Consider the following 19,125-nt stretch of genomic DNA (forward strand, 5'->3'; position numbering starts at 1 on the left):
CTATGAGTCTGAATTTCCTTGATTTCGAACAGCCGATTGCAGAGCTGGAAGCGAAAATCGATTCTCTGACAGCCGTGAGCCGTCAGGATGAAAAACTGGATATTAACATCGACGAAGAAGTGCATCGTCTGCGCGAAAAAAGCGTAGAACTGACGCGCAAAATCTTTGCCGATCTCGGCGCATGGCAGATCGCCCAGCTGGCGCGTCATCCACAGCGTCCGTACACCCTGGATTATGTCCGCCTGGCGTTTGACGAATTTGACGAACTGGCAGGCGACCGCGCATACGCTGACGATAAAGCTATCGTCGGCGGTATCGCGCGTCTGGATGGACGTCCGGTGATGATTATTGGTCATCAGAAAGGCCGTGAAACCAAAGAGAAAATCCGTCGTAACTTCGGTATGCCAGCGCCAGAAGGCTACCGTAAGGCCCTGCGTCTGATGGAGATGGCTGAGCGTTTCAATATGCCTATCATCACCTTCATCGACACGCCGGGTGCTTACCCGGGTGTTGGCGCTGAAGAGCGCGGTCAGTCTGAAGCCATCGCACGCAACCTGCGTGAGATGTCTCGCCTGAAAGTGCCGGTCATCTGTACCGTTATCGGTGAAGGTGGGTCCGGCGGTGCGCTGGCAATTGGCGTGGGCGATAAAGTGAATATGCTACAGTACAGTACCTATTCCGTTATCTCTCCGGAAGGCTGTGCCTCCATTCTGTGGAAAAGTGCCGATAAAGCGCCGCTGGCTGCTGAAGCGATGGGCATCATTGCCCCACGTCTGAAAGAGCTGAAGCTGATCGACACCGTTATCCCTGAACCGCTGGGTGGCGCGCATCGTAAGCCGGAAGTGATGGCTGCTTCCCTGAAAGCGCAGCTGCTGGCAGATCTGGCGGACCTGGACGTGCTGAGCACAGAAGATCTGCTCAACCGTCGTTATCAGCGTCTGATGACCTACGGTTACGCGTAAGCCTCACAATTATCCTAAAAGCCGCACATTGTTGCGGCTTTTTTTATACCTGCCGTTTACCTTAACTATACTTATCTGATGTTTTTCAAGGAGGTAAACCATGAACATCATTGCCATCATGGGGCCACACGGCGTCTTTTATAAAGACGAACCCATCAAGGAGCTGGAGCAAGCCCTCAAAGCACGCGGATACCAGCTGATCTGGCCGCAAAACAGCGCCGACCTGCTGAAATTTATCGAACACAATCCGCGCATCTGTAGCGTGATATTCGACTGGGACGAATACGACATGGAGTTGTGCAGCGATATCAATAAGCTCAACGAATATCTTCCGCTGTACGCGTTTATCAACACTCACTCGACCATGGACGTGAGCGCGCATGATATGCGTATGGCACTATGGTTCTTCGAATACTCACTCGGCGTTGCCGAGGACATTGCGACCCGCATTCAGCAGTACACCGGTGAATACCTCGATAACATCACACCGCCGTTCACGCGCGCGCTGTTCACCTATGTGAATGAAGGGAAGTACACCTTCTGTACGCCAGGCCACATGGCGGGAACAGCCTATCAAAAAAGCCCGGTGGGATGTCTGTTCTACGATTTCTTCGGCGGTAACACGCTGAAGGCGGATGTGTCGATTTCGGTCACCGAGTTAGGCTCTCTGCTGGATCATACCGGCCCGCATCTGGAAGCCGAAGAGTACATCGCCCGGACCTTTGGCGCCGAGCAAAGCTACATGGTGACCAACGGTACCTCAACCTCGAACAAAATCGTCGGGATGTACGCCGCGCCTGCCGGCAGTACGCTGCTGATTGACCGCAACTGCCATAAATCACTGGCGCATTTGCTGATGATGAGCGACGTGGTGCCGCTCTGGCTGTCGCCTACGCGTAATGCGCTGGGTATTCTCGGCGGCATTCCTCGCCGTGAATTCGCGCATGAAGCCATTGAAAATAAGATCGCAGCGATCCCCGAGGCAAGCTGGCCTGTGCACGCGGTGATCACCAACTCCACCTATGACGGGCTGCTTTACAACACGAACTGGATCAAGCAGACGCTCGACGTACCGTCGATCCACTTTGACTCCGCGTGGGTGCCTTACACCAATTTCCACCCGATTTACTCGGGTAAAAGTGGGATGAGCGGCGAGCGGGTGCCGGGGAAGGTGTTCTTCGAAACGCAGTCGACGCACAAAATGCTGGCCGCGTTTTCCCAGGCGTCTCTCATTCACATCAAGGGCGAGTACGACGAGGACACCTTCAACGAAGCCTTTATGATGCACACGACCACGTCGCCGAGCTACCCGCTGGTGGCGTCCATCGAAACGGCGGCGGCGATGCTGCGCGGTAATCCGGGTAAACGCCTGATCAATCGTTCGGTGGAACGGGCGCTGCATTTCCGAAAAGAGGTTCAGCGGCTTAAAGATGAAGCGGACGGCTGGTTCTTTGATATCTGGCAGCCGGAAGAGATTGATGAGGCAGAATGCTGGCCCGTCGCGCCGGGGGGGAGCTGGCACGGTTTTCGGGATGCCGATGCGGACCACATGTTCCTCGATCCGGTTAAGGTGACGATCCTGACGCCGGGCATGGATGAGCAGGGCGTGATGGGTGAGGAAGGGATCCCGGCTGCGCTGGTGGCGAAGTTCCTTGATGAGCGCGGCGTGGTGGTGGAGAAAACCGGCCCCTATAATTTGCTGTTCCTGTTCAGCATCGGGATCGATAAAACCCGCGCGATGGGGCTGTTGCGCGGACTGATGGAGTTTAAGCGTGCATATGATCTGAACCTGCGGGTGAAGAATATGCTGCCGGATCTCTACGCGGAAGATCCTGACTTCTATCGCAATATGCGTATTCAGGATCTGGCCCAGGGGATCCACAGGCTGATCCGCCAGCACGATCTGCCGCGCCTGATGTTGCAGGCATTTGATGTTCTGCCTGAAATGAAGCTGACGCCGCACAGGGCGTGGCAGCGCCAGGTGAAAGGGGAGGTTGAAACCGTTGAGCTGGAGAACCTGGTCGGGCGGGTATCGGCCAACATGATCCTGCCTTATCCGCCGGGCGTGCCGCTGCTGATGCCGGGTGAAATGATCACCGAGGAGAGCCGGGCGGTGCTCGATTTCCTGCTGATGCTCTGTTCGGTAGGGCGCCACTATCCGGGCTTTGAAACGGACATTCATGGCGCGAAACGCGATGATAACGGCGTGTACTGGGTGAGAGTCCTAAAATAAAAGGGTCTGCTTGCCAGGGGCGGGTTGTCGGTTGTAACGTTCAGAGCATCATAAAAAGGAGAAACTATGCTGGGTTTAAAAGCGGTTCATCATATTGCGATCATTGCCACCGATTACGCGAAAAGTAAGGCATTCTACTGCGACGTTCTCGGCTTTACGCTGTTGAGCGAGGCTTACCGTGAGGAGCGCGACTCCTGGAAAGGCGATCTGGCGTTAAACGGACAATATGTGATTGAACTGTTCTCTTTTCCTTTCCCGCCAGCGCGTCCTTCACGCCCGGAAGCCTGCGGCCTGCGCCACCTGGCCTTCAGCGTCGATGACCTGGACAGCGCGGTAAAACATCTGGAAGCCCACGGCGTGGCCTGCGAAGCGATTCGTGTCGATCCCTTTACCGATAAACGTTTCACTTTTTTCAACGATCCGGACGGGCTGCCGCTGGAGCTTTACCAGCAGTAATCGCCGTCATGTGTGATAATGCCCGTTCAGTTCGGGCATTTTTTATGTGTAATTTCCTATGACCTTACCCGCTATCGCGCACGCCGTTTCACCCTATCGCCAGCTGCTGGTGGGGTTCAGCGGTGGCCTGGATTCCACCGTTTTGCTGCACCGCCTTAAGCTCTGGCGCGACCGTGAGCCTGACGTCCAGCTGCGGGCGATGCATATCCATCACGGCTTAAGCCCCCATGCCGACGACTGGGTGGCGCACTGCGAAGCGGTGTGCTCAGGGTGGGCAATCCCGCTGATCGTTGAACGCGTCACGCTTGAGGATGAGGGGCTGGGTATTGAGGCGCAGGCGCGGAAAGCCCGCTACGCCGCGTTTTCCGGCGCATTACAGCAAGGGGAAGCGTTGGTCACCGCGCAGCATCTGGACGACCAGTGCGAGACGTTTTTACTGGCGCTCAAGAGGGGCAGCGGGCCTGCGGGGTTATCTGCCATGCCTGAGCGCGCTGATTTTGCTGAAACAGAGCTCATCCGCCCACTACTGGGTGAGACGCGCGCATCACTGGAAGCCTGGGCGCAGCAGCATCATCTGTGCTGGATTGAAGACGAGAGCAATCAGGACGACAGCTACGACCGTAACTTCCTGCGCCTGCGCGTCTTACCGCTGCTGAGTGAGCGCTGGGCCCATTTTTCCGAAGCGGTGGCCAGAAGCGCCATGCTGTGTGCTGAACAGGAAAGCTTGCTGGATGAGTTGCTGAGCGAGGAGCTGGATACGCTGATTACCGCTGACGGTGCCCTGAACATTGCGCCATTGAAAGTGATGAGCCCTCTGCGTCGGGCTGCTCTGATTCGTCGCTGGCTGGCTTACCACCGTGCGGTTATGCCGTCCCGGGCGATGCTCAACCGTATCTGGGAGGAAGTTGCACAGGCGAGGGAAGATGCCGCCCCGTGTATACACCTGAATGGTTATGACGTCAGGCGCTATAAAGGGCAACTCTGGTGGGTGAAATCTGTGCCGTCGCTGGCTGACGTTGTGCTCGACTGGCCGTCGCCGGAAAAAGCATTAACGCTACCGATGAATGCCGGTGTCGTTGCGTTAAGCCATTCGGGCAATGTGCGTCTACCTGAGCCGGACGAGAACGTTACCATACGCTTCAGGACCAGCGGCATGCTGCATATCGTCGGTCGTAACGGCGGGCGTAAGCTGAAGAAAATCTGGCAGGAACAGAACGTTCCGCCCTGGCGACGTGATACCACGCCGCTTCTGTTTTACGGCGACACGCTCATCGCGGCGGCAGAGGTGTTCATCACTGAAGAGGGGTGGGCTGAAGCGGGTGTTAATTTTGAATGGAAAGCGTAACGGGCAGCCTGGCTGCCCGTTGGTTATCAGGATTCGCTCACCACAACGGTGCCGATTTCCGGATGGCTGAAACTGGCAATTTTGTCGAGGCGTAGCTCACGCGTTGCACCTGCATCTTCCACAACCAGGTATTCCACATTTTTACGGGAAACCAGATCGCTGGCCTTTGCCTTTAGCACTTCGCCATCTTTTAACTCCAGCGTCAGTATTAAATGATGCTGGCAGGCGAGTTCGAGGTTGTCATAGTCATCACAATTGATGGGTTGATAGGTATCATTCATCGACATAATCGCTCACCAGTAAATTCGCCGCAGCATACGCTGCTTTTTCCCTAACCGATTCAGAAAGGCTCTCATCAGAGGCCACTTCATTTAGCACGTTCAATACACAGCCCAACGCATCCGGAATGTACCCCAGATCTCCGCTGGCGATCTCCGCATACCGTCTGCGAATCAACTCACAATAATTATTCACATCACCTCCTGCCAGCGTACTGACTTACTGTGAGATATCATTAAGCCTACGAAGTTAAACTCGGTTTAGCAAGGTGACTATACCATACTCATTTAAGCATTATCAGCGCCTTGATAAGAGGGAGACACCACCTCGTAACAGCCTTTTGCCGCGGTTTTCGCTACAATGTACGCCTGATTCGAAAGGAGTTCTCTCATGGCGCTGAAAGCGACAATTTATAAAGCTGTGGTCAATGTGGCGGATCTTGACCGTAACCAGTTTCTGGATGCGTCATTGACGCTGGCGCGTCACCCTTCTGAAACCCAGGAGCGCATGATGCTGCGCCTGCTGGCGTGGATTAAGTATGCCGACGAGCGTCTGCAATTTACCCGTGGTTTAAGCGCGGAAGATGAACCGGAAGCCTGGCTGCGCAACGATCATCTGGGTATCGATTTATGGATTGAGCTTGGCCTGCCGGATGAACGCCGGATCAAAAAGGCCTGCACCCAGTCTGCTGAAGTGGCGTTGTTTGCCTACAACCAGCGAGCGGCGGAGATCTGGTGGCAACAAAATAAAAATAAATGTGCGCAGTTCAAAAATCTTACCGTCTGGTATCTGGATGATGAACAGCTGGCGCAGCTGAGTGCGTTCGCCAGCCGGACGATGGCGCTACAGGCGACGATTCAGGACGGCGCCATCTGGCTTTCCGATTCTCAGAATAATCTGGAAATTCATCTCACAGCCTGGCAGCCCGCATCATGATTGTATTGTCCCGAAACGTCAGCATCCCTGATAACGAGCTGGAGATCACCGCCATCCGGGCCCAGGGAGCAGGGGGACAGCACGTTAACAAGGCCTCAACGGCTATCCATTTGCGCTTTGACATTCGGGCCTCCAGCCTGCCAGAGTATTATAAAGAAAGCCTGCTTGCCGCCAGCCATCACCTGATCACCAGCGAGGGTGTGATGGTGATTAAAGCGCAGGAGTATCGCAGCCAGGAGCTTAACCGGGAAGCGGCAATAGCCCGGCTGGTCGCGGTCATTAAAGAGCGGACGGCTGTACAGAAAAGTCGCCGGGCAACACGTCCAACGCGGGCATCGAAAGAACGTCGGTTGTCATCGAAGGCGCAGAAATCCACCGTAAAATCACTGCGTGGCAAAGTCAGTCACCCATAATGTGACGAAAGGGATACCCTTTTTCATAAGGAAAGTATTGTGAAAAAAGCATTATTATCAGCGCTGGCCGTGACAAGCCTGTTCGCGCTTTTTGGCTGTAATAACCGTTCAGAAACGCAGGTACTACAGCCAACGCAAAATGAAGAATTAAAGCCGATGCAGCAAAGCTGGCGCGGCGTATTACCGTGTGCAGATTGCGAGGGCATCGAAACCTCTCTGTTCCTGCAAAAAGATGGCACCTGGGTCATGAACCAGCGTTACCAGGGGGCGAAAGAACCGTCTTCTTTTGCATCTTACGGAACATGGGCGCGTACGGCTGAGAAGCTGGTATTGACGGATACCACGGGCGATAAAACCTTCTTCCGCGCCAAAGGCGAGGGGATGGAGATGCTCGATCGCGAAGGCAATCCGATTGAATCCCAGTTCAACTACACGTTGGCCCCGGTGAAAGCGACCCTGCCAGCCACCCCAATGGCGATGCGAGGGATGTATTTCTACATGGCGGATGCGGCGATCTTCACTGACTGTGCAACCGGGAAGAAAGTCAGCGTGGCGAACAATGCCCAGCTGGAGCGAGACTATGCCGTCGCGCGCGGCAACGACAGTAAGCCAGTGTTGCTGACGGTTGAAGGGCATTTTACGCTGGAGCCAAACCCGGATAGCGGCGAGCTGGTGAAAACGCTGGTGGCAGATAAAGATGCGAAGTTTGCTGCGGGGAAAGACTGCGAAAGCAAATAAGATATAGCCATTAAAAAACCCCGCACTGGCGGGGTTTTTTGTTTCTTAACCTTTGATGGCTTTCACCAGGTAATCAAGAATATCTCCCGTCTTGATCATCTGTTTTTCGCCGTTGCGACGGTATTTGTATTCAATCTCGTCGCTGTCGAGGTTACGGTCGCCAATGACGATGGTGTGTGGAATACCGATCAGTTCCATGTCAGCAAACATCACGCCAGGACGCTCTTTACGGTCATCCATCAGCACGTCGATACCTTTCGCGCTCAGCTCAGCGTAGAGTTTCTCAGCCAGCTCCTGCACGCGGTAAGACTTGTGCATGTTCATTGGCAGGATCGCCACCTGGAACGGCGCGATGTTATCCGGCCAGACGATTCCGCGTTCGTCATAGTTCTGCTCGATAGCGGCAGCAACAACGCGCGTTACGCCAATGCCGTAGCAGCCCATGGTCAGAACCTGGTTACGGCCATCTTCGCCCTGAACGGCAGCGTTCATTGCGCGCGAGTACTTATCGCCCAGCTGGAAGATGTGGCCTACTTCGATACCGCGTTTGATCATCAGGGTACCCTTGCCGTCCGGGCTTGGATCGCCTGCGACCACGTTACGGATGTCAGCCACTTCCGGCGTCGCCACGTCACGATCCCAGTTGATGCCGAAGTAGTGTTTACCGTCGATGTTTGCGCCCGCAGCGAAGTCGCTCATCGCCGCAACGGTGCGGTCAATGACCACCGGAACAGGCATGTTCACCGGACCCAGAGAACCAGGACCTGCATTCACCACGGCGCGGATCTCCGCTTCCGTTGCGAAGGTCAGCGGGCTGGCAACCTGCGGCAGCTTCTCGGCTTTCACTTCGTTCAGCTCGTGATCGCCTCGTACCAGCAGGGCAACCAGTGGATAAGCGCTACCTTCAGCCGATTTCACCAGCAGGGTTTTCACGGTTTTTTCGATCGGCAGAGTAAACTGCTCAACCAGCTCGGCGATAGTTTTCGCGTTTGGCGTATCAACCAGCGTCATCTCTTGCGTTGCCGCGCCGCGTGGTTCTTTCGGTGCCAGCGCTTCTGCAAATTCGATGTTCGCGGCGTAATCAGAGGAGTCAGAGAAGATCACATCGTCTTCGCCGCTCTGCGCCAGAACCTGGAATTCATGGGAGGCGCTACCGCCGATTGAACCGGTATCAGCCTGTACAGCACGGAAATCCAGCCCCATGCGGGAGAAGATTTTGCTGTAGGCCGCGTACATTTTGTCGTAGGTCTCTTGCAGCGATTCCTGAGAAGTATGGAAAGAGTAAGCATCTTTCATCAGGAACTCGCGAGAACGCATGACGCCAAAGCGTGGACGCACTTCGTCACGGAACTTAGTCTGGATCTGGAAGAAGTTCAGCGGCAGCTGTTTGTAAGAGCTCAGCTCGTTACGGATCAGGTCGGTGATCACTTCTTCATGCGTTGGGCCGAGAACGAATGGACGATCGCCACGATCGGCAATACGCAGCAGTTCAGGACCGTACTGCTCCCAGCGACCGCTCTCCTGCCACAGTTCAGAGGGCTGAACGACCGGCATTAACACCTCGATAGCACCGGCGTTGTTCATCTCTTCACGCACGATGTTTTCGACTTTTTTCAGGACGCGCACGCCGGTCGGCAGCCAGGTGTATAACCCGGAGGCCAGCTTGCGGATCATCCCGGCGCGCAGCATCAGCTGGTGGCTGATCACCTCGGCGTCGGCAGGTGTCTCCTTCAGAGTGGAGAGCAGATATTGGCTAGTACGCATGTTGTTACGGTTCCATTTCGACGATTGGAACAGGCTGAAACACCAGCCTGACACAAAAAAAGTGGTTTAGTTTACCAGTGTGGCAAAGATGCCAAAAGAGAGGAGAACAAAATTACCTGGGTTCCAGGGCAAACACTTCAAAACCCGCCGCAGTCACGCGCCAGCGCACGTTAAAGTCCAGCAGCCAGACGGCGTACGTATTCCCGGCTTCCTCTTCTTTGCGGTAGGCGGGACGGGGGTCCTGGGCCAGCACTTCAACGATAAAGTCACGCAGGCGAGGATAACGCTTTTCCAGCTCGCTGATTTGCGTTGTAATTTCAGACGTGAAGTGAACCGCCATATCTGCCTGCGGTGCGTCCTGAGCATAGCTTGCCCGGGCATCCGGCAGCGCTTCGGCGAAGGGCAGGTAAGGCTTAATATCTATGACCGGCGTGCCATCAACCAGGTCAAGGCTACCTAACTCCAGGATCACCTGATCTTTCTGACAACGTATGCCTTTCAGCTCGACCAGCGACATCCCGATGGGGTTGGGACGAAAGGTTGAGCGGGTGGCAAAGACACCCATTCTGGCATTTCCGCCCAGACGAGGCGGACGCACGGTGGGACGCCAGCCGCCTTCCATGGTCTGGTGAAATACAAAGACCACCCATAAATGGCTGAACGCCTCAAGCCCGCGCACTGCATCGGCCTGATTATACGGCGCGACAAGATGAAGCTCGCCGCCGCCGTTAATGACCAGACCCGGCTGACGCGGCACGGCGAACTTTTCTTTATAAGGGGAGCGAATAACGCCTATCTGCTCGAACTGAAATGAACTCATTTCGCCGTAATATTAAGCGCAGAACCGATACATACCGCCTGGCGATAGCAACCTGGTGTGCCGCTGGTGACTTCGCAGCTGTGCAGCAGCACCGCGTTGGCTTTCATTTTCGACGCGTTGATTTGCATACGCTTGCGGGCTGTCGGAATATTAGGTGGGGAGTCCTGATTCGTTGCCTGGCAGGATTCGCCGCTCACTTCGCCCAGTTCACGGAATGGCTTACCGACCAGCTCGTCGGCTTTGGTAATAATACGTACCGGCGCAGCGCGAGGCGCTTTCGGTTTTGCTGGCTCCGCTTTTGGCGGGGTTGCAGTGCTTTGAACAGGTTCAACAGGAGATCTGCTTAGCATAGAACAGCCGCTCAGCATCAGTGCTAAAAGACAGATCGGTAAAGCACGCATAATAATTCCTCAGTGGATAATCAAAACGTCAGATATTGAAGCAGTTGACCGCACAAATGACAAGACGGGCAAACGCCCGTCTTGATGATATTACACTGCCGGGAGATTACCAGCCTTTAACCGCGCCGCCGTTAAACACCTTATTGGCTTCCTGGTACACTTCTTCAGACTGATATGCCTGTATGAATTTCTTCACATTCTCCGCGTCTTTGTTGTCTTCGCGAGTCACGATCAGGTTGACGTACGGGGAATCTTTATCTTCAACGAAGATACCATCTTTCGCTGGGGTCAGGCCGATCTGGCTGGCGTAAGTGGTGTTGATCACGGCCAGGGCGATCTGCGCATCGTCCAGAGAACGTGGCAGCTGTGGTGCTTCCAGCTCAACAATTTTCAGATTTTTCGGGTTTTCGGTTACGTCCAGAACGGTCGGTAACAAGCCAACGCCTTCTTTCAGTTTAATCAGGCCCACTTTCTGTAGCAGAAGCAGGGAACGGCCAAGGTTGGTTGGGTCGTTAGGGACGGCAACCTGTGAACCCGGCTGGAGTTCATCCAGAGATTTAATTTTCTTGGAGTAACCGGCAATCGGGTAAACGAAGGTGTTACCGACAGCAACCAGTTTGTAGCCGCGATCTTTGATCTGCTGATCCAGGTACGGTTTATGCTGGAAGGCGTTAGCGTCAATGTCGCCTTTGCTCAGCGCTTCGTTCGGCAGAACGTAATCGTTGAAAGTCACCAGTTCAACGTCCAGGCCATATTTCTCTTTAGCGATTTTCTGCGCGGCCTCAGCAACCTGCTGTTCTGCACCGACGATAACGCCTACTTTGATGTGGTTTGGATCTTTTTCGTCCTGACCGCAACCCACCAGTGCCAGCGAGCCAATCAGTGCGCCTACTGCTGCGAAGGTCTTAAATTTAAACGCCATGTTATATCCTTAACTCGTCGAGTTTGTGTTGTTTGTAACGTTATTTATGCGTAACAGCCCGGACGATACGATCGCCAGAGAATTGAATTAAGTAAACCAGCACAACCAGCAATACCAGAACGGTATTCATTACGGTAGCGTTATAGCCAATATAGCCGTACTGATATCCAATCTGGCCTAAACCGCCAGCACCTACGGCGCCGCCCATTGCGGAATAACCGACCAGGGTGATAAGCGTGATGGTTGCTGCGTTCACCAGCCCAGGCAGCGCCTCTGGCAGCAGAACTTTGCGAACGATCTGCATTGGCGTCGCACCCATAGCGCGGGAAGCTTCGATCAGGCCGGTTGGGATTTCCAGCAGGGCGTTTTCCACCATACGGGCGATAAACGGTGCCGCGCCTACGGTCAGCGGGACAATAGCTGCCTGCAAACCAATCGACGTCCCGACGATCACGCGCGTAAACGGAATCATCCACACCAGCAGAATAATGAACGGAATAGACCGGAAAATGTTCACCAGCGCAGAGAGCGTACGATACAGCTTCGCGTTTTCAATAATTTGACCCGGGCGCGTAACGTACAGCAGCACGCCGACCGGCAGCCCAATCACAAAACCAAAGAAGCCCGATACGAAGGTCATTGCCAGCGTTTCCCAAACGCCGCGAACCAGTAGCCACATCATCGGCTCAGACATAACCCAGTACCTCTACTTTTACGTGATGTTCTTGCAGCCAGGCAATTGCCGCCTGGGTTTCTTCCTGTGTGCCGTGCATTTCCGTCAGCATAATGCCGAACTTCACGCCACCGGCGTAGTCCATCTGCGCGCTAATAATGTTGTTATTCACGTTAAAGCGACGCGCGGTTTCGGACAGCAGCGGTGCGTCAACGGACTGGCCCGTGAACTCCATGCGCAGCATCGGGACGCTGTCAGGCGTTGCGTCTGTTTTTAAACGTTCCAGATAATCTTCCGGAATATCCAGATGCAGTGTGGACTGAATGAACTGCTGAGCCAGCGGCGTTTTCGGGTGCGAGAAGACTTCACTCACCGTGTCCTGCTCAATCAGCTCACCGTTGCTGATGACCGCCACGCAGTCGCAGATGCGTTTCACTACATCCATTTCATGCGTAATAAGGAGAATCGTCAGGCCCAGGCGACGGTTAATGTCTTTTAACAGTTCCAGAATAGAGCGCGTGGTGGCCGGGTCTAACGCGCTGGTGGCTTCATCGCACAGCAGCACCTTAGGATTGCTTGCCAGCGCGCGGGCAATGGCCACACGCTGTTTTTGCCCACCGGACAGATTTGCCGGGTAGCTATCATGCTTGTCGCCCAGACCAACAAGGTCGAGCAGTTCGGTGACGCGACGCGTAACTTCTTCTTTCGGCGTGTTATCCAGCTCAAGCGGCAGGGCAACGTTGCCGAACACGGTGCGGGATGCCAGCAGGTTAAAGTGCTGGAAAATCATGCCAATCTGGCGACGCGCTTTGGTGAGTTCTTTTTCTGAGAGAGCGGTAAGCTCCTGGCCGCCAACTTCTACGCTGCCCTGGGTTGGGCGCTCAAGCAGGTTAACACAACGGATCAGCGTACTTTTACCCGCACCCGATGCGCCAATGACGCCATAAATCTGACCAGCAGGCACATGCAGGCTGACGTTGTTCAGTGCCTGAATGGTTCGGTTCCCCTGCTGGAACACTTTGGTGATATTGGAAAGTTTAATCATTAGATTATTTTTATCGTAAGTAAGTTAGCCGTGGCATTTTCTTCTGCCAGATACGGGGAATGACCGTAAACAAAATGGATGTTAAGGCATCCAGACGTCTAAATCAATCCACCTCTGTGCGATGAGCACTTTATTGCGCTGCGATTCATGAGATACTAGCTGAACAAGACTTTTTCAGGAGCAAACCGGTGGCAAAATCTGTACCCGCAATTTTTCTCGATCGTGACGGCACTATTAATGTGGATCACGGTTACGTCCATGAGATTGATGAGTTCGAGTTTATCGAGGGCGTAATAGATGCCATGCGCCAGTTGAAAGAGATGGGCTATGCGCTGGTGGTGGTGACTAACCAGTCCGGTATCGCCCGGGGTAAATTCACCGAAGCGCAATTCGAGACGCTGACGGAATGGATGGACTGGTCTCTGGCCGATCGTGGCGTCGATCTTGATGGCATCTATTATTGTCCGCATCACCCGCAGGGAAGTGTAGAGGCGTATCGTCAGACCTGTGATTGCCGTAAGCCACACCCGGGCATGTTTATCTCTGCACAGGAATTCCTGCACATTGATATGGCCGCATCTTATATGGTGGGCGATAAACTGGAAGATATGCAGGCAGCAGCGGCGGCAGGTGTAGGTACCAAGGTATTAGTGCGTACCGGTAAACCGGTCACCACAGAAGCAGAAAATGCAGCCGACTGGGTGATAACTAGTCTGGCAGAACTGCCAAAAGAGATTAAAAAGCACCAAAAATAAGGCGTTTTGGCGAAAAGGTGAGCGGTTGAAATAAAAATGCATTTTTCCGCTTGTCATTCCTCGGCGGCTCCCTATAATGCGCCTCCATCGACACGGCGGATGTGAATCACTTCACAGATAACCCGGTCGGTTGAAGAGAAAAAATCCTGAAAATCAGGGTTGACTCTGAAAGAGGAAAGCGTAATATACGCCACCTCGCGACAGAGCGCTGAAGCGCGTCGCAACTGCTCTTTAACAATTTATCAGACAATCTGTGTGGGCACTCAAAGTGACATGGATTCTTAATGTCCTCGGACACTAAATGAATACCAAGTCTCAACGAGTGAACACGTAATTCATTACGAAGTTTAATTCATTGAGCATCAAACTTTTAAATTGAAGAGTTTGATCATGGCTCAGATTGAACGCTGGCGGCAGGCCTAACACATGCAAGTCGAACGGTAACAGGAAGCAGCTTGCTGCTTCGCTGACGAGTGGCGGACGGGTGAGTAATGTCTGGGAAACTGCCTGATGGAGGGGGATAACTACTGGAAACGGTAGCTAATACCGCATAACGTCGCAAGACCAAAGAGGGGGACCTTCGGGCCTCTTGCCATCGGATGTGCCCAGATGGGATTAGCTAGTAGGTGGGGTAACGGCTCACCTAGGCGACGATCCCTAGCTGGTCTGAGAGGATGACCAGCCACACTGGAACTGAGACACGGTCCAGACTCCTACGGGAGGCAGCAGTGGGGAATATTGCACAATGGGCGCAAGCCTGATGCAGCCATGCCGCGTGTATGAAGAAGGCCTTCGGGTTGTAAAGTACTTTCAGCGGGGAGGAAGGCGATAAGGTTAATAACCTTGTCGATTGACGTTACCCGCAGAAGAAGCACCGGCTAACTCCGTGCCAGCAGCCGCGGTAATACGGAGGGTGCAAGCGTTAATCGGAATTACTGGGCGTAAAGCGCACGCAGGCGGTCTGTCAAGTCGGATGTGAAATCCCCGGGCTCAACCTGGGAACTGCATTCGAAACTGGCAGGCTAGAGTCTTGTAGAGGGGGGTAGAATTCCAGGTGTAGCGGTGAAATGCGTAGAGATCTGGAGGAATACCGGTGGCGAAGGCGGCCCCCTGGACAAAGACTGACGCTCAGGTGCGAAAGCGTGGGGAGCAAACAGGATTAGATACCCTGGTAGTCCACGCCGTAAACGATGTCGACTTGGAGGTTGTGCCCTTGAGGCGTGGCTTCCGGAGCTAACGCGTTAAGTCGACCGCCTGGGGAGTACGGCCGCAAGGTTAAAACTCAAATGAATTGACGGGGGCCCGCACAAGCGGTGGAGCATGTGGTTTAATTCGATGCAACGCGAAGAACCTTACCTACTCTTGACATCCAGAGAACTTTCCAGAGATGGATTGGTGCCTTCGGGAACTCTGAGACAGGTGCTGCATGGCTGTCGTCAGCTCGTGTTGTGAAATGTTGGGTTAAGTCCCGCAACGAGCGCAACCCTTATCCTTTGTTGCCAGCGGTTAGGCCGGGAACTCAAAGGAGACTGCCAGTGATAAACTGGAGGAAGGTGGGGATGACGTCAAGTCATCATGGCCCTTACGAGTAGGGCTACACACGTGCTACAATGGCGCATACAAAGAGAAGCGACCTCGCGAGAGCAAGCGGACCTCATAAAGTGCGTCGTAGTCCGGATTGGAGTCTGCAACTCGACTCCATGAAGTCGGAATCGCTAGTAATCGTGGATCAGAATGCCACGGTGAATACGTTCCCGGGCCTTGTACACACCGCCCGTCACACCATGGGAGTGGGTTGCAAAAGAAGTAGGTAGCTTAACCTTCGGGAGGGCGCTTACCACTTTGTGATTCATGACTGGGGTGAAGTCGTAACAAGGTAACCGTAGGGGAACCTGCGGTTGGATCACCTCCTTACCTTAAAGAACCTGCCTTTGTAGTGTCCACACAGATTGTCTGATGAAAAACAGCAGTAAAAAACCTCTACAGGCTTGTAGCTCAGGTGGTTAGAGCGCACCCCTGATAAGGGTGAGGTCGGTGGTTCAAGTCCACTCAGGCCTACCAAATTTTTGCTGATGCTGCGTTGCGGCGACACTCACATACATAAGTATGCTTCGTGTCACCACGCCTTGCCTCAACAAAAATTACCGGTACAGAGGTGACTACGATGGGGCTATAGCTCAGCTGGGAGAGCGCCTGCCTTGCACGCAGGAGGTCTGCGGTTCGATCCCGCATAGCTCCACCATCTTTTACTGCGAACACAAGAAAACTTCAGAGTGAACCTGAAAAGGTGCACTGCGAAGTTTTGCTCTTTAAAAATCTGGATCAAGCTGAAAATTGAAACGACACACAGCTCATGTGTGTTCGAGTCTCTCAAATTTTCGCAATCAGAAGTGAAACATCTTCGGGTTGTGAGGTTAAGCGACTAAGCGTACACGGTGGATGCCCTGGCAGTCAGAGGCGATGAAGGACGTGCTAATCTGCGAAAAGCGCCGGCGAGGTGATATGAACCTTTGACCCGGCGATGTCCGAATGGGGAAACCCAGTGCAATTCGTTGCACTATCGTTAACTGAATACATAGGTTAACGAGGCGAACCGGGGGAACTGAAACATCTAAGTACCCCGAGGAAAAGAAATCAACCGAGATTCCCCCAGTAGCGGCGAGCGAACGGGGAGCAGCCCGGAGTCTGAATCAGCTTGTGTGTTAGTGGAACGGTCTGGAAAGTCCGACGGTACAGGGTGATAGTCCCGTACACGAAAGCACACATGCTGTGAACTCGAAGAGTAGGGCGGGACACGTGGTATCCTGTCTGAATATGGGGGGACCATCCTCCAAGGCTAAATACTCCTGACTGACCGATAGTGAACCAGTACCGTGAGGGAAAGGCGAAAAGAACCCCGGCGAGGGGAGTGAAAAAGAACCTGAAACCGTGTACGTACAAGCAGTGGGAGCCTCTTTATGGGGTGACTGCGTACCTTTTGTATAATGGGTCAGCGACTTATATTCTGTAGCAAGGTTAACCGTATAGGGGAGCCGAAGGGAAACCGAGTCTTAACTGGGCGTTAAGTTGCAGGGTATAGACCCGAAACCCGGTGATCTAGCCATGGGCAGGTTGAAGGTTGGGTAACACTAACTGGAGGACCGAACCGACTAATGTTGAAAAATTAGCGGATGACCTGTGGCTGGGGGTGAAAGGCCAATCAAACCGGGAGATAGCTGGTTCTCCCCGAAAGCTATTTAGGTAGCGCCTCGTGAACTCATCTTCGGGGGTAGAGCACTGTTTCGGCTAGGGGGCCATCCCGGCTTACCAACCCGATGCAAACTACGAATACCGAAGAATGTTATCACGGGAGACACACGGCGGGTGCTAACGTCCGTCGTGAAGAGGGAAACAACCCAGACCGCCAGCTAAGGTCCCAAAGTCATGGTTAAGTGGGAAACGATGTGGGAAGGCACAGACAGCCAGGATGTTGGCTTAGAAGCAGCCATCATTTAAAGAAAGCGTAATAGCTCACTGGTCGAGTCGGCCTGCGCGGAAGATGTAACGGGGCTAAACCATGCACCGAAGCTGCGGCAGCGACACTATGTGTTGTTGGGTAGGGGAGCGTTCTGTAAGCCGTTGAAGGTGTGCTGTGAGGCATGCTGGAGGTATCAGAAGTGCGAATGCTGACATAAGTAACGATAAAGCGGGTGAAAAGCCCGCTCGCCGGAAGACCAAGGGTTCCTGTCCAACGTTAATCGGGGCAGGGTGAGTCGACCCCTAAGGCGAGGCCGAAAGGCGTAGTCGATGGGAAACAGGTTAATATTCCTGTACTTGGTGTTACTGCGAAGGGGGGACGGAGAAGGCTATGTCAGCCGGGCGACGGTTGTCCCGGTTTAAGCATGTAGGCGGAGGTTCCAGGTAAATCCGGTACCTTTTAACGCTGAGGTGTGATGACGAGGCACTACGGTGCTGAAGTGATAAATGCCCTGCTTCCAGGAAAAGCCTCTAAGCATCAGGTAACACGAAATCGTACCCCAAACCGACACAGGTGGTCAGGTAGAGAATACCAAGGCGCTTGAGAGAACTCGGGTGAAGGAACTAGGCAAAATGGTGCCGTAACTTCGGGAGAAGGCACGCTGATGTGTAGGTGAAGCCCCTGCGGGCGGAGCTGAAATCAGTCGAAGATACCAGCTGGCTGCAACTGTTTATTAAAAACACAGCACTGTGCAAACACGAAAGTGGACGTATACGGTGTGACGCCTGCCCGGTGCCGGAAGGTTAATTGATGGGGTTAGCGGCAACGCGAAGCTCTTGATCGAAGCCCCGGTAAACGGCGGCCGTAACTATAACGGTCCTAAGGTAGCGAAATTCCTTGTCGGGTAAGTTCCGACCTGCACGAATGGCGTAATGATGGCCAGGCTGTCTCCACCCGAGACTCAGTGAAATTGAACTCGCTGTGAAGATGCAGTGTACCCGCGGCAAGACGGAAAGACCCCGTGAACCTTTACTATAGCTTGACACTGAACACTGGTCCTTGATGTGTAGGATAGGTGGGAGGCTTTGAAGCGTGGACGCCAGTCTGCGTGGAGCCAACCTTGAAATACCACCCTTTAATGGCTGGTGTTCTAACGTAGACCCGTAATCCGGGTTGCGGACAGTGTCTGGTGGGTAGTTTGACTGGGGCGGTCTCCTCCCAAAGAGTAACGGAGGAGCACGAAGGTTGGCTAATCCTGGTCGGACATCAGGAGGTTAGTGCAATGGCATAAGCCAGCTTGACTGCGAGCGTGACGGCGCGAGCAGGTGCGAAAGCAGGTCATAGTGATCCGGTGGTTCTGAATGGAAGGGCCATCGCTCAACGGATAAAAGGTACTCCGGGGATAACAGGCTGATACCGCCCAAGAGTTCATATCGACGGCGGTGTTTGGCACCTCGATGTCGGCTCATCACATCCTGGGGCTGAAGTAGGTCCCAAGGGTATGGCTGTTCGCCATTTAAAGTGGTACGCGAGCTGGGTTTAGAACGTCGTGAGACAGTTCGGTCCCTATCTGCCGTGGGCGCTGGAGAATTGAGGGGGGCTGCTCCTAGTACGAGAGGACCGGAGTGGACGCATCACTGGTGTTCGGGTTGTCATGCCAATGGCACTGCCCGGTAGCTAAATGCGGAAGAGATAAGTGCTGAAAGCATCTAAGCACGAAACTTGCCCCGAGATGAGTTCTCCCTGAGACTTTAAGTCTCCTGAAGGAACGTTGAAGACGACGACGTTGATAGGTCGGGTGTGTAAGCGCAGCGATGCGTTGAGCTAACCGATACTAATGAACCGTGAGGCTTAACCTTACAACGCCGAAGCTGTTTTGGCGAAGAGACAGACACGATTTTCAGCCTGATACAGATTAACAGAATT

General features: G+C 53.8%; 16 protein-coding genes, 2 tRNA genes and 2 rRNA genes. 12 read left to right on the forward strand and 8 right to left on the reverse strand.

The window, feature by feature from the left end:
• The first annotated feature begins 2 nt into the window (after positions 1-2).
• From accA to tilS, 4 genes are all read left to right on the forward strand, one after another.
• The gene (gene accA / locus SK50_RS06590; RefSeq protein WP_003856154.1) at positions 3-962 is read left to right on the forward strand and encodes an acetyl-CoA carboxylase carboxyl transferase subunit alpha; all 960 of its coding nucleotides are present in this window, start codon (positions 3-5) and stop codon (positions 960-962) included.
• Between the two features lie 100 nt (positions 963-1,062).
• The gene (locus SK50_RS06595; RefSeq protein ID WP_048229211.1) at positions 1,063-3,195 is read left to right on the forward strand and encodes a lysine decarboxylase LdcC; all 2,133 of its coding nucleotides are present in this window, start codon (positions 1,063-1,065) and stop codon (positions 3,193-3,195) included.
• A gap of 66 nt (positions 3,196-3,261) precedes the next feature.
• On the forward strand, positions 3,262-3,651 hold the full coding sequence (locus SK50_RS06600) for a VOC family protein (protein WP_003856151.1): 390 nt from the start codon (positions 3,262-3,264) through the stop codon (positions 3,649-3,651).
• A 58-nt stretch (positions 3,652-3,709) separates the two neighbouring features.
• Positions 3,710-4,996: a tRNA lysidine(34) synthetase TilS gene (gene tilS, locus SK50_RS06605; RefSeq protein ID WP_017383736.1), complete on the forward strand. Its 1,287-nt coding sequence runs from the start codon at positions 3,710-3,712 to the stop codon at positions 4,994-4,996.
• 26 nt (positions 4,997-5,022) lie between these two features.
• Here tilS and rof read toward each other — a convergent pair whose 3' ends face one another.
• Positions 5,023-5,283, reverse strand: coding sequence for a Rho-binding antiterminator (gene rof / locus SK50_RS06610; RefSeq protein ID WP_003856148.1), 261 nt, complete (start codon positions 5,281-5,283; stop codon positions 5,023-5,025).
• Positions 5,270-5,470 (reverse strand): YaeP family protein, encoded by a 201-nt coding sequence (locus SK50_RS06615; protein ID WP_003856146.1) that lies wholly within the window; start codon positions 5,468-5,470, stop codon positions 5,270-5,272. Before SK50_RS06615 ends, rof begins: the two co-directional genes overlap by 14 nt.
• Before the next feature lie 195 nt (positions 5,471-5,665).
• Here SK50_RS06615 and SK50_RS06620 point away from each other — a divergent pair, with 195 nt between their 5' ends.
• Genes SK50_RS06620 through nlpE form a run of 3 tightly spaced genes read left to right on the forward strand, consistent with a single transcriptional unit; the run spans position 5,666 to position 7,362 of the window.
• The gene (locus SK50_RS06620; protein WP_003856144.1) at positions 5,666-6,211 is read left to right on the forward strand and encodes a YaeQ family protein; all 546 of its coding nucleotides are present in this window, start codon (positions 5,666-5,668) and stop codon (positions 6,209-6,211) included.
• Positions 6,208-6,624 (forward strand): alternative ribosome rescue aminoacyl-tRNA hydrolase ArfB, encoded by a 417-nt coding sequence (arfB, locus tag SK50_RS06625; protein ID WP_048229213.1) that lies wholly within the window; start codon positions 6,208-6,210, stop codon positions 6,622-6,624. Before SK50_RS06620 ends, arfB begins: the two co-directional genes overlap by 4 nt.
• Before the next feature lie 39 nt (positions 6,625-6,663).
• Positions 6,664-7,362, forward strand: a complete 699-nt coding sequence (gene nlpE, locus SK50_RS06630) for an envelope stress response activation lipoprotein NlpE (RefSeq protein WP_017383734.1) — start codon at positions 6,664-6,666, stop codon at positions 7,360-7,362.
• A 45-nt stretch (positions 7,363-7,407) separates the two neighbouring features.
• Here the strand turns inward: nlpE and proS are convergent, their stop codons facing one another.
• The 6 genes from proS to metN all read right to left on the reverse strand — a co-directional run bounded on the left by proS (position 7,408) and on the right by metN (position 12,987).
• Positions 7,408-9,126, reverse strand: a complete 1,719-nt coding sequence (gene proS / locus SK50_RS06635; protein ID WP_003856138.1) for a proline--tRNA ligase — start codon at positions 9,124-9,126, stop codon at positions 7,408-7,410.
• Positions 9,127-9,238: 112 nt separating this feature from the next.
• Positions 9,239-9,946 carry a tRNA (N6-threonylcarbamoyladenosine(37)-N6)-methyltransferase TrmO gene (gene tsaA / locus SK50_RS06640; RefSeq protein WP_017694476.1) on the reverse strand — a complete coding sequence of 236 codons (708 nt, stop codon included), beginning with the start codon at positions 9,944-9,946 and terminating at the stop codon, positions 9,239-9,241.
• Positions 9,943-10,347 (reverse strand): Rcs stress response system protein RcsF, encoded by a 405-nt coding sequence (gene rcsF, locus SK50_RS06645; RefSeq protein WP_003856133.1) that lies wholly within the window; start codon positions 10,345-10,347, stop codon positions 9,943-9,945. Before rcsF ends, tsaA begins: the two co-directional genes overlap by 4 nt.
• 106 nt (positions 10,348-10,453) lie before the next feature.
• Positions 10,454-11,269 (reverse strand): methionine ABC transporter substrate-binding lipoprotein MetQ, encoded by an 816-nt coding sequence (metQ, locus tag SK50_RS06650; RefSeq protein ID WP_003856132.1) that lies wholly within the window; start codon positions 11,267-11,269, stop codon positions 10,454-10,456.
• Between the two features lie 40 nt (positions 11,270-11,309).
• Positions 11,310-11,963 carry a methionine ABC transporter permease MetI gene (locus tag SK50_RS06655; RefSeq protein ID WP_003856130.1) on the reverse strand — a complete coding sequence of 218 codons (654 nt, stop codon included), beginning with the start codon at positions 11,961-11,963 and terminating at the stop codon, positions 11,310-11,312.
• Positions 11,956-12,987: a methionine ABC transporter ATP-binding protein MetN gene (gene metN / locus SK50_RS06660; RefSeq protein WP_006810022.1), complete on the reverse strand. Its 1,032-nt coding sequence runs from the start codon at positions 12,985-12,987 to the stop codon at positions 11,956-11,958. The genes SK50_RS06655 and metN overlap by 8 nt, the downstream gene beginning before the upstream one ends.
• Before the next feature lie 188 nt (positions 12,988-13,175).
• Here metN and gmhB point away from each other — a divergent pair, with 188 nt between their 5' ends.
• The 5 genes from gmhB to SK50_RS06685 all read left to right on the forward strand — a co-directional run bounded on the left by gmhB (position 13,176) and on the right by SK50_RS06685 (position 19,058).
• Complete coding sequence (gmhB, locus tag SK50_RS06665; RefSeq protein WP_017694475.1) at positions 13,176-13,742, forward strand: D-glycero-beta-D-manno-heptose 1,7-bisphosphate 7-phosphatase; 567 nt, start codon at positions 13,176-13,178, stop codon at positions 13,740-13,742.
• Between the two features lie 372 nt (positions 13,743-14,114).
• Positions 14,115-15,656: ribosomal RNA gene (locus tag SK50_RS06670) — 16S ribosomal RNA — on the forward strand.
• 70 nt (positions 15,657-15,726) lie between these two features.
• Positions 15,727-15,803 (forward strand) — tRNA-Ile (locus SK50_RS06675).
• A gap of 105 nt (positions 15,804-15,908) precedes the next feature.
• Positions 15,909-15,984 (forward strand) — tRNA-Ala (locus SK50_RS06680).
• 170 nt (positions 15,985-16,154) lie between these two features.
• Positions 16,155-19,058 (forward strand): 23S ribosomal RNA (locus tag SK50_RS06685).
• Together the 16S and 23S rRNA genes with 2 tRNA genes alongside form the textbook arrangement of a ribosomal RNA operon.
• Positions 19,059-19,125: the final 67 nt, after the last annotated feature.

The sequence above is a fragment of the Enterobacter sp. BWH64 genome (assembly GCF_001037645.1).
Taxonomy (GTDB): Bacteria; Pseudomonadota; Gammaproteobacteria; order Enterobacterales; family Enterobacteriaceae; genus Enterobacter; species Enterobacter hormaechei_C.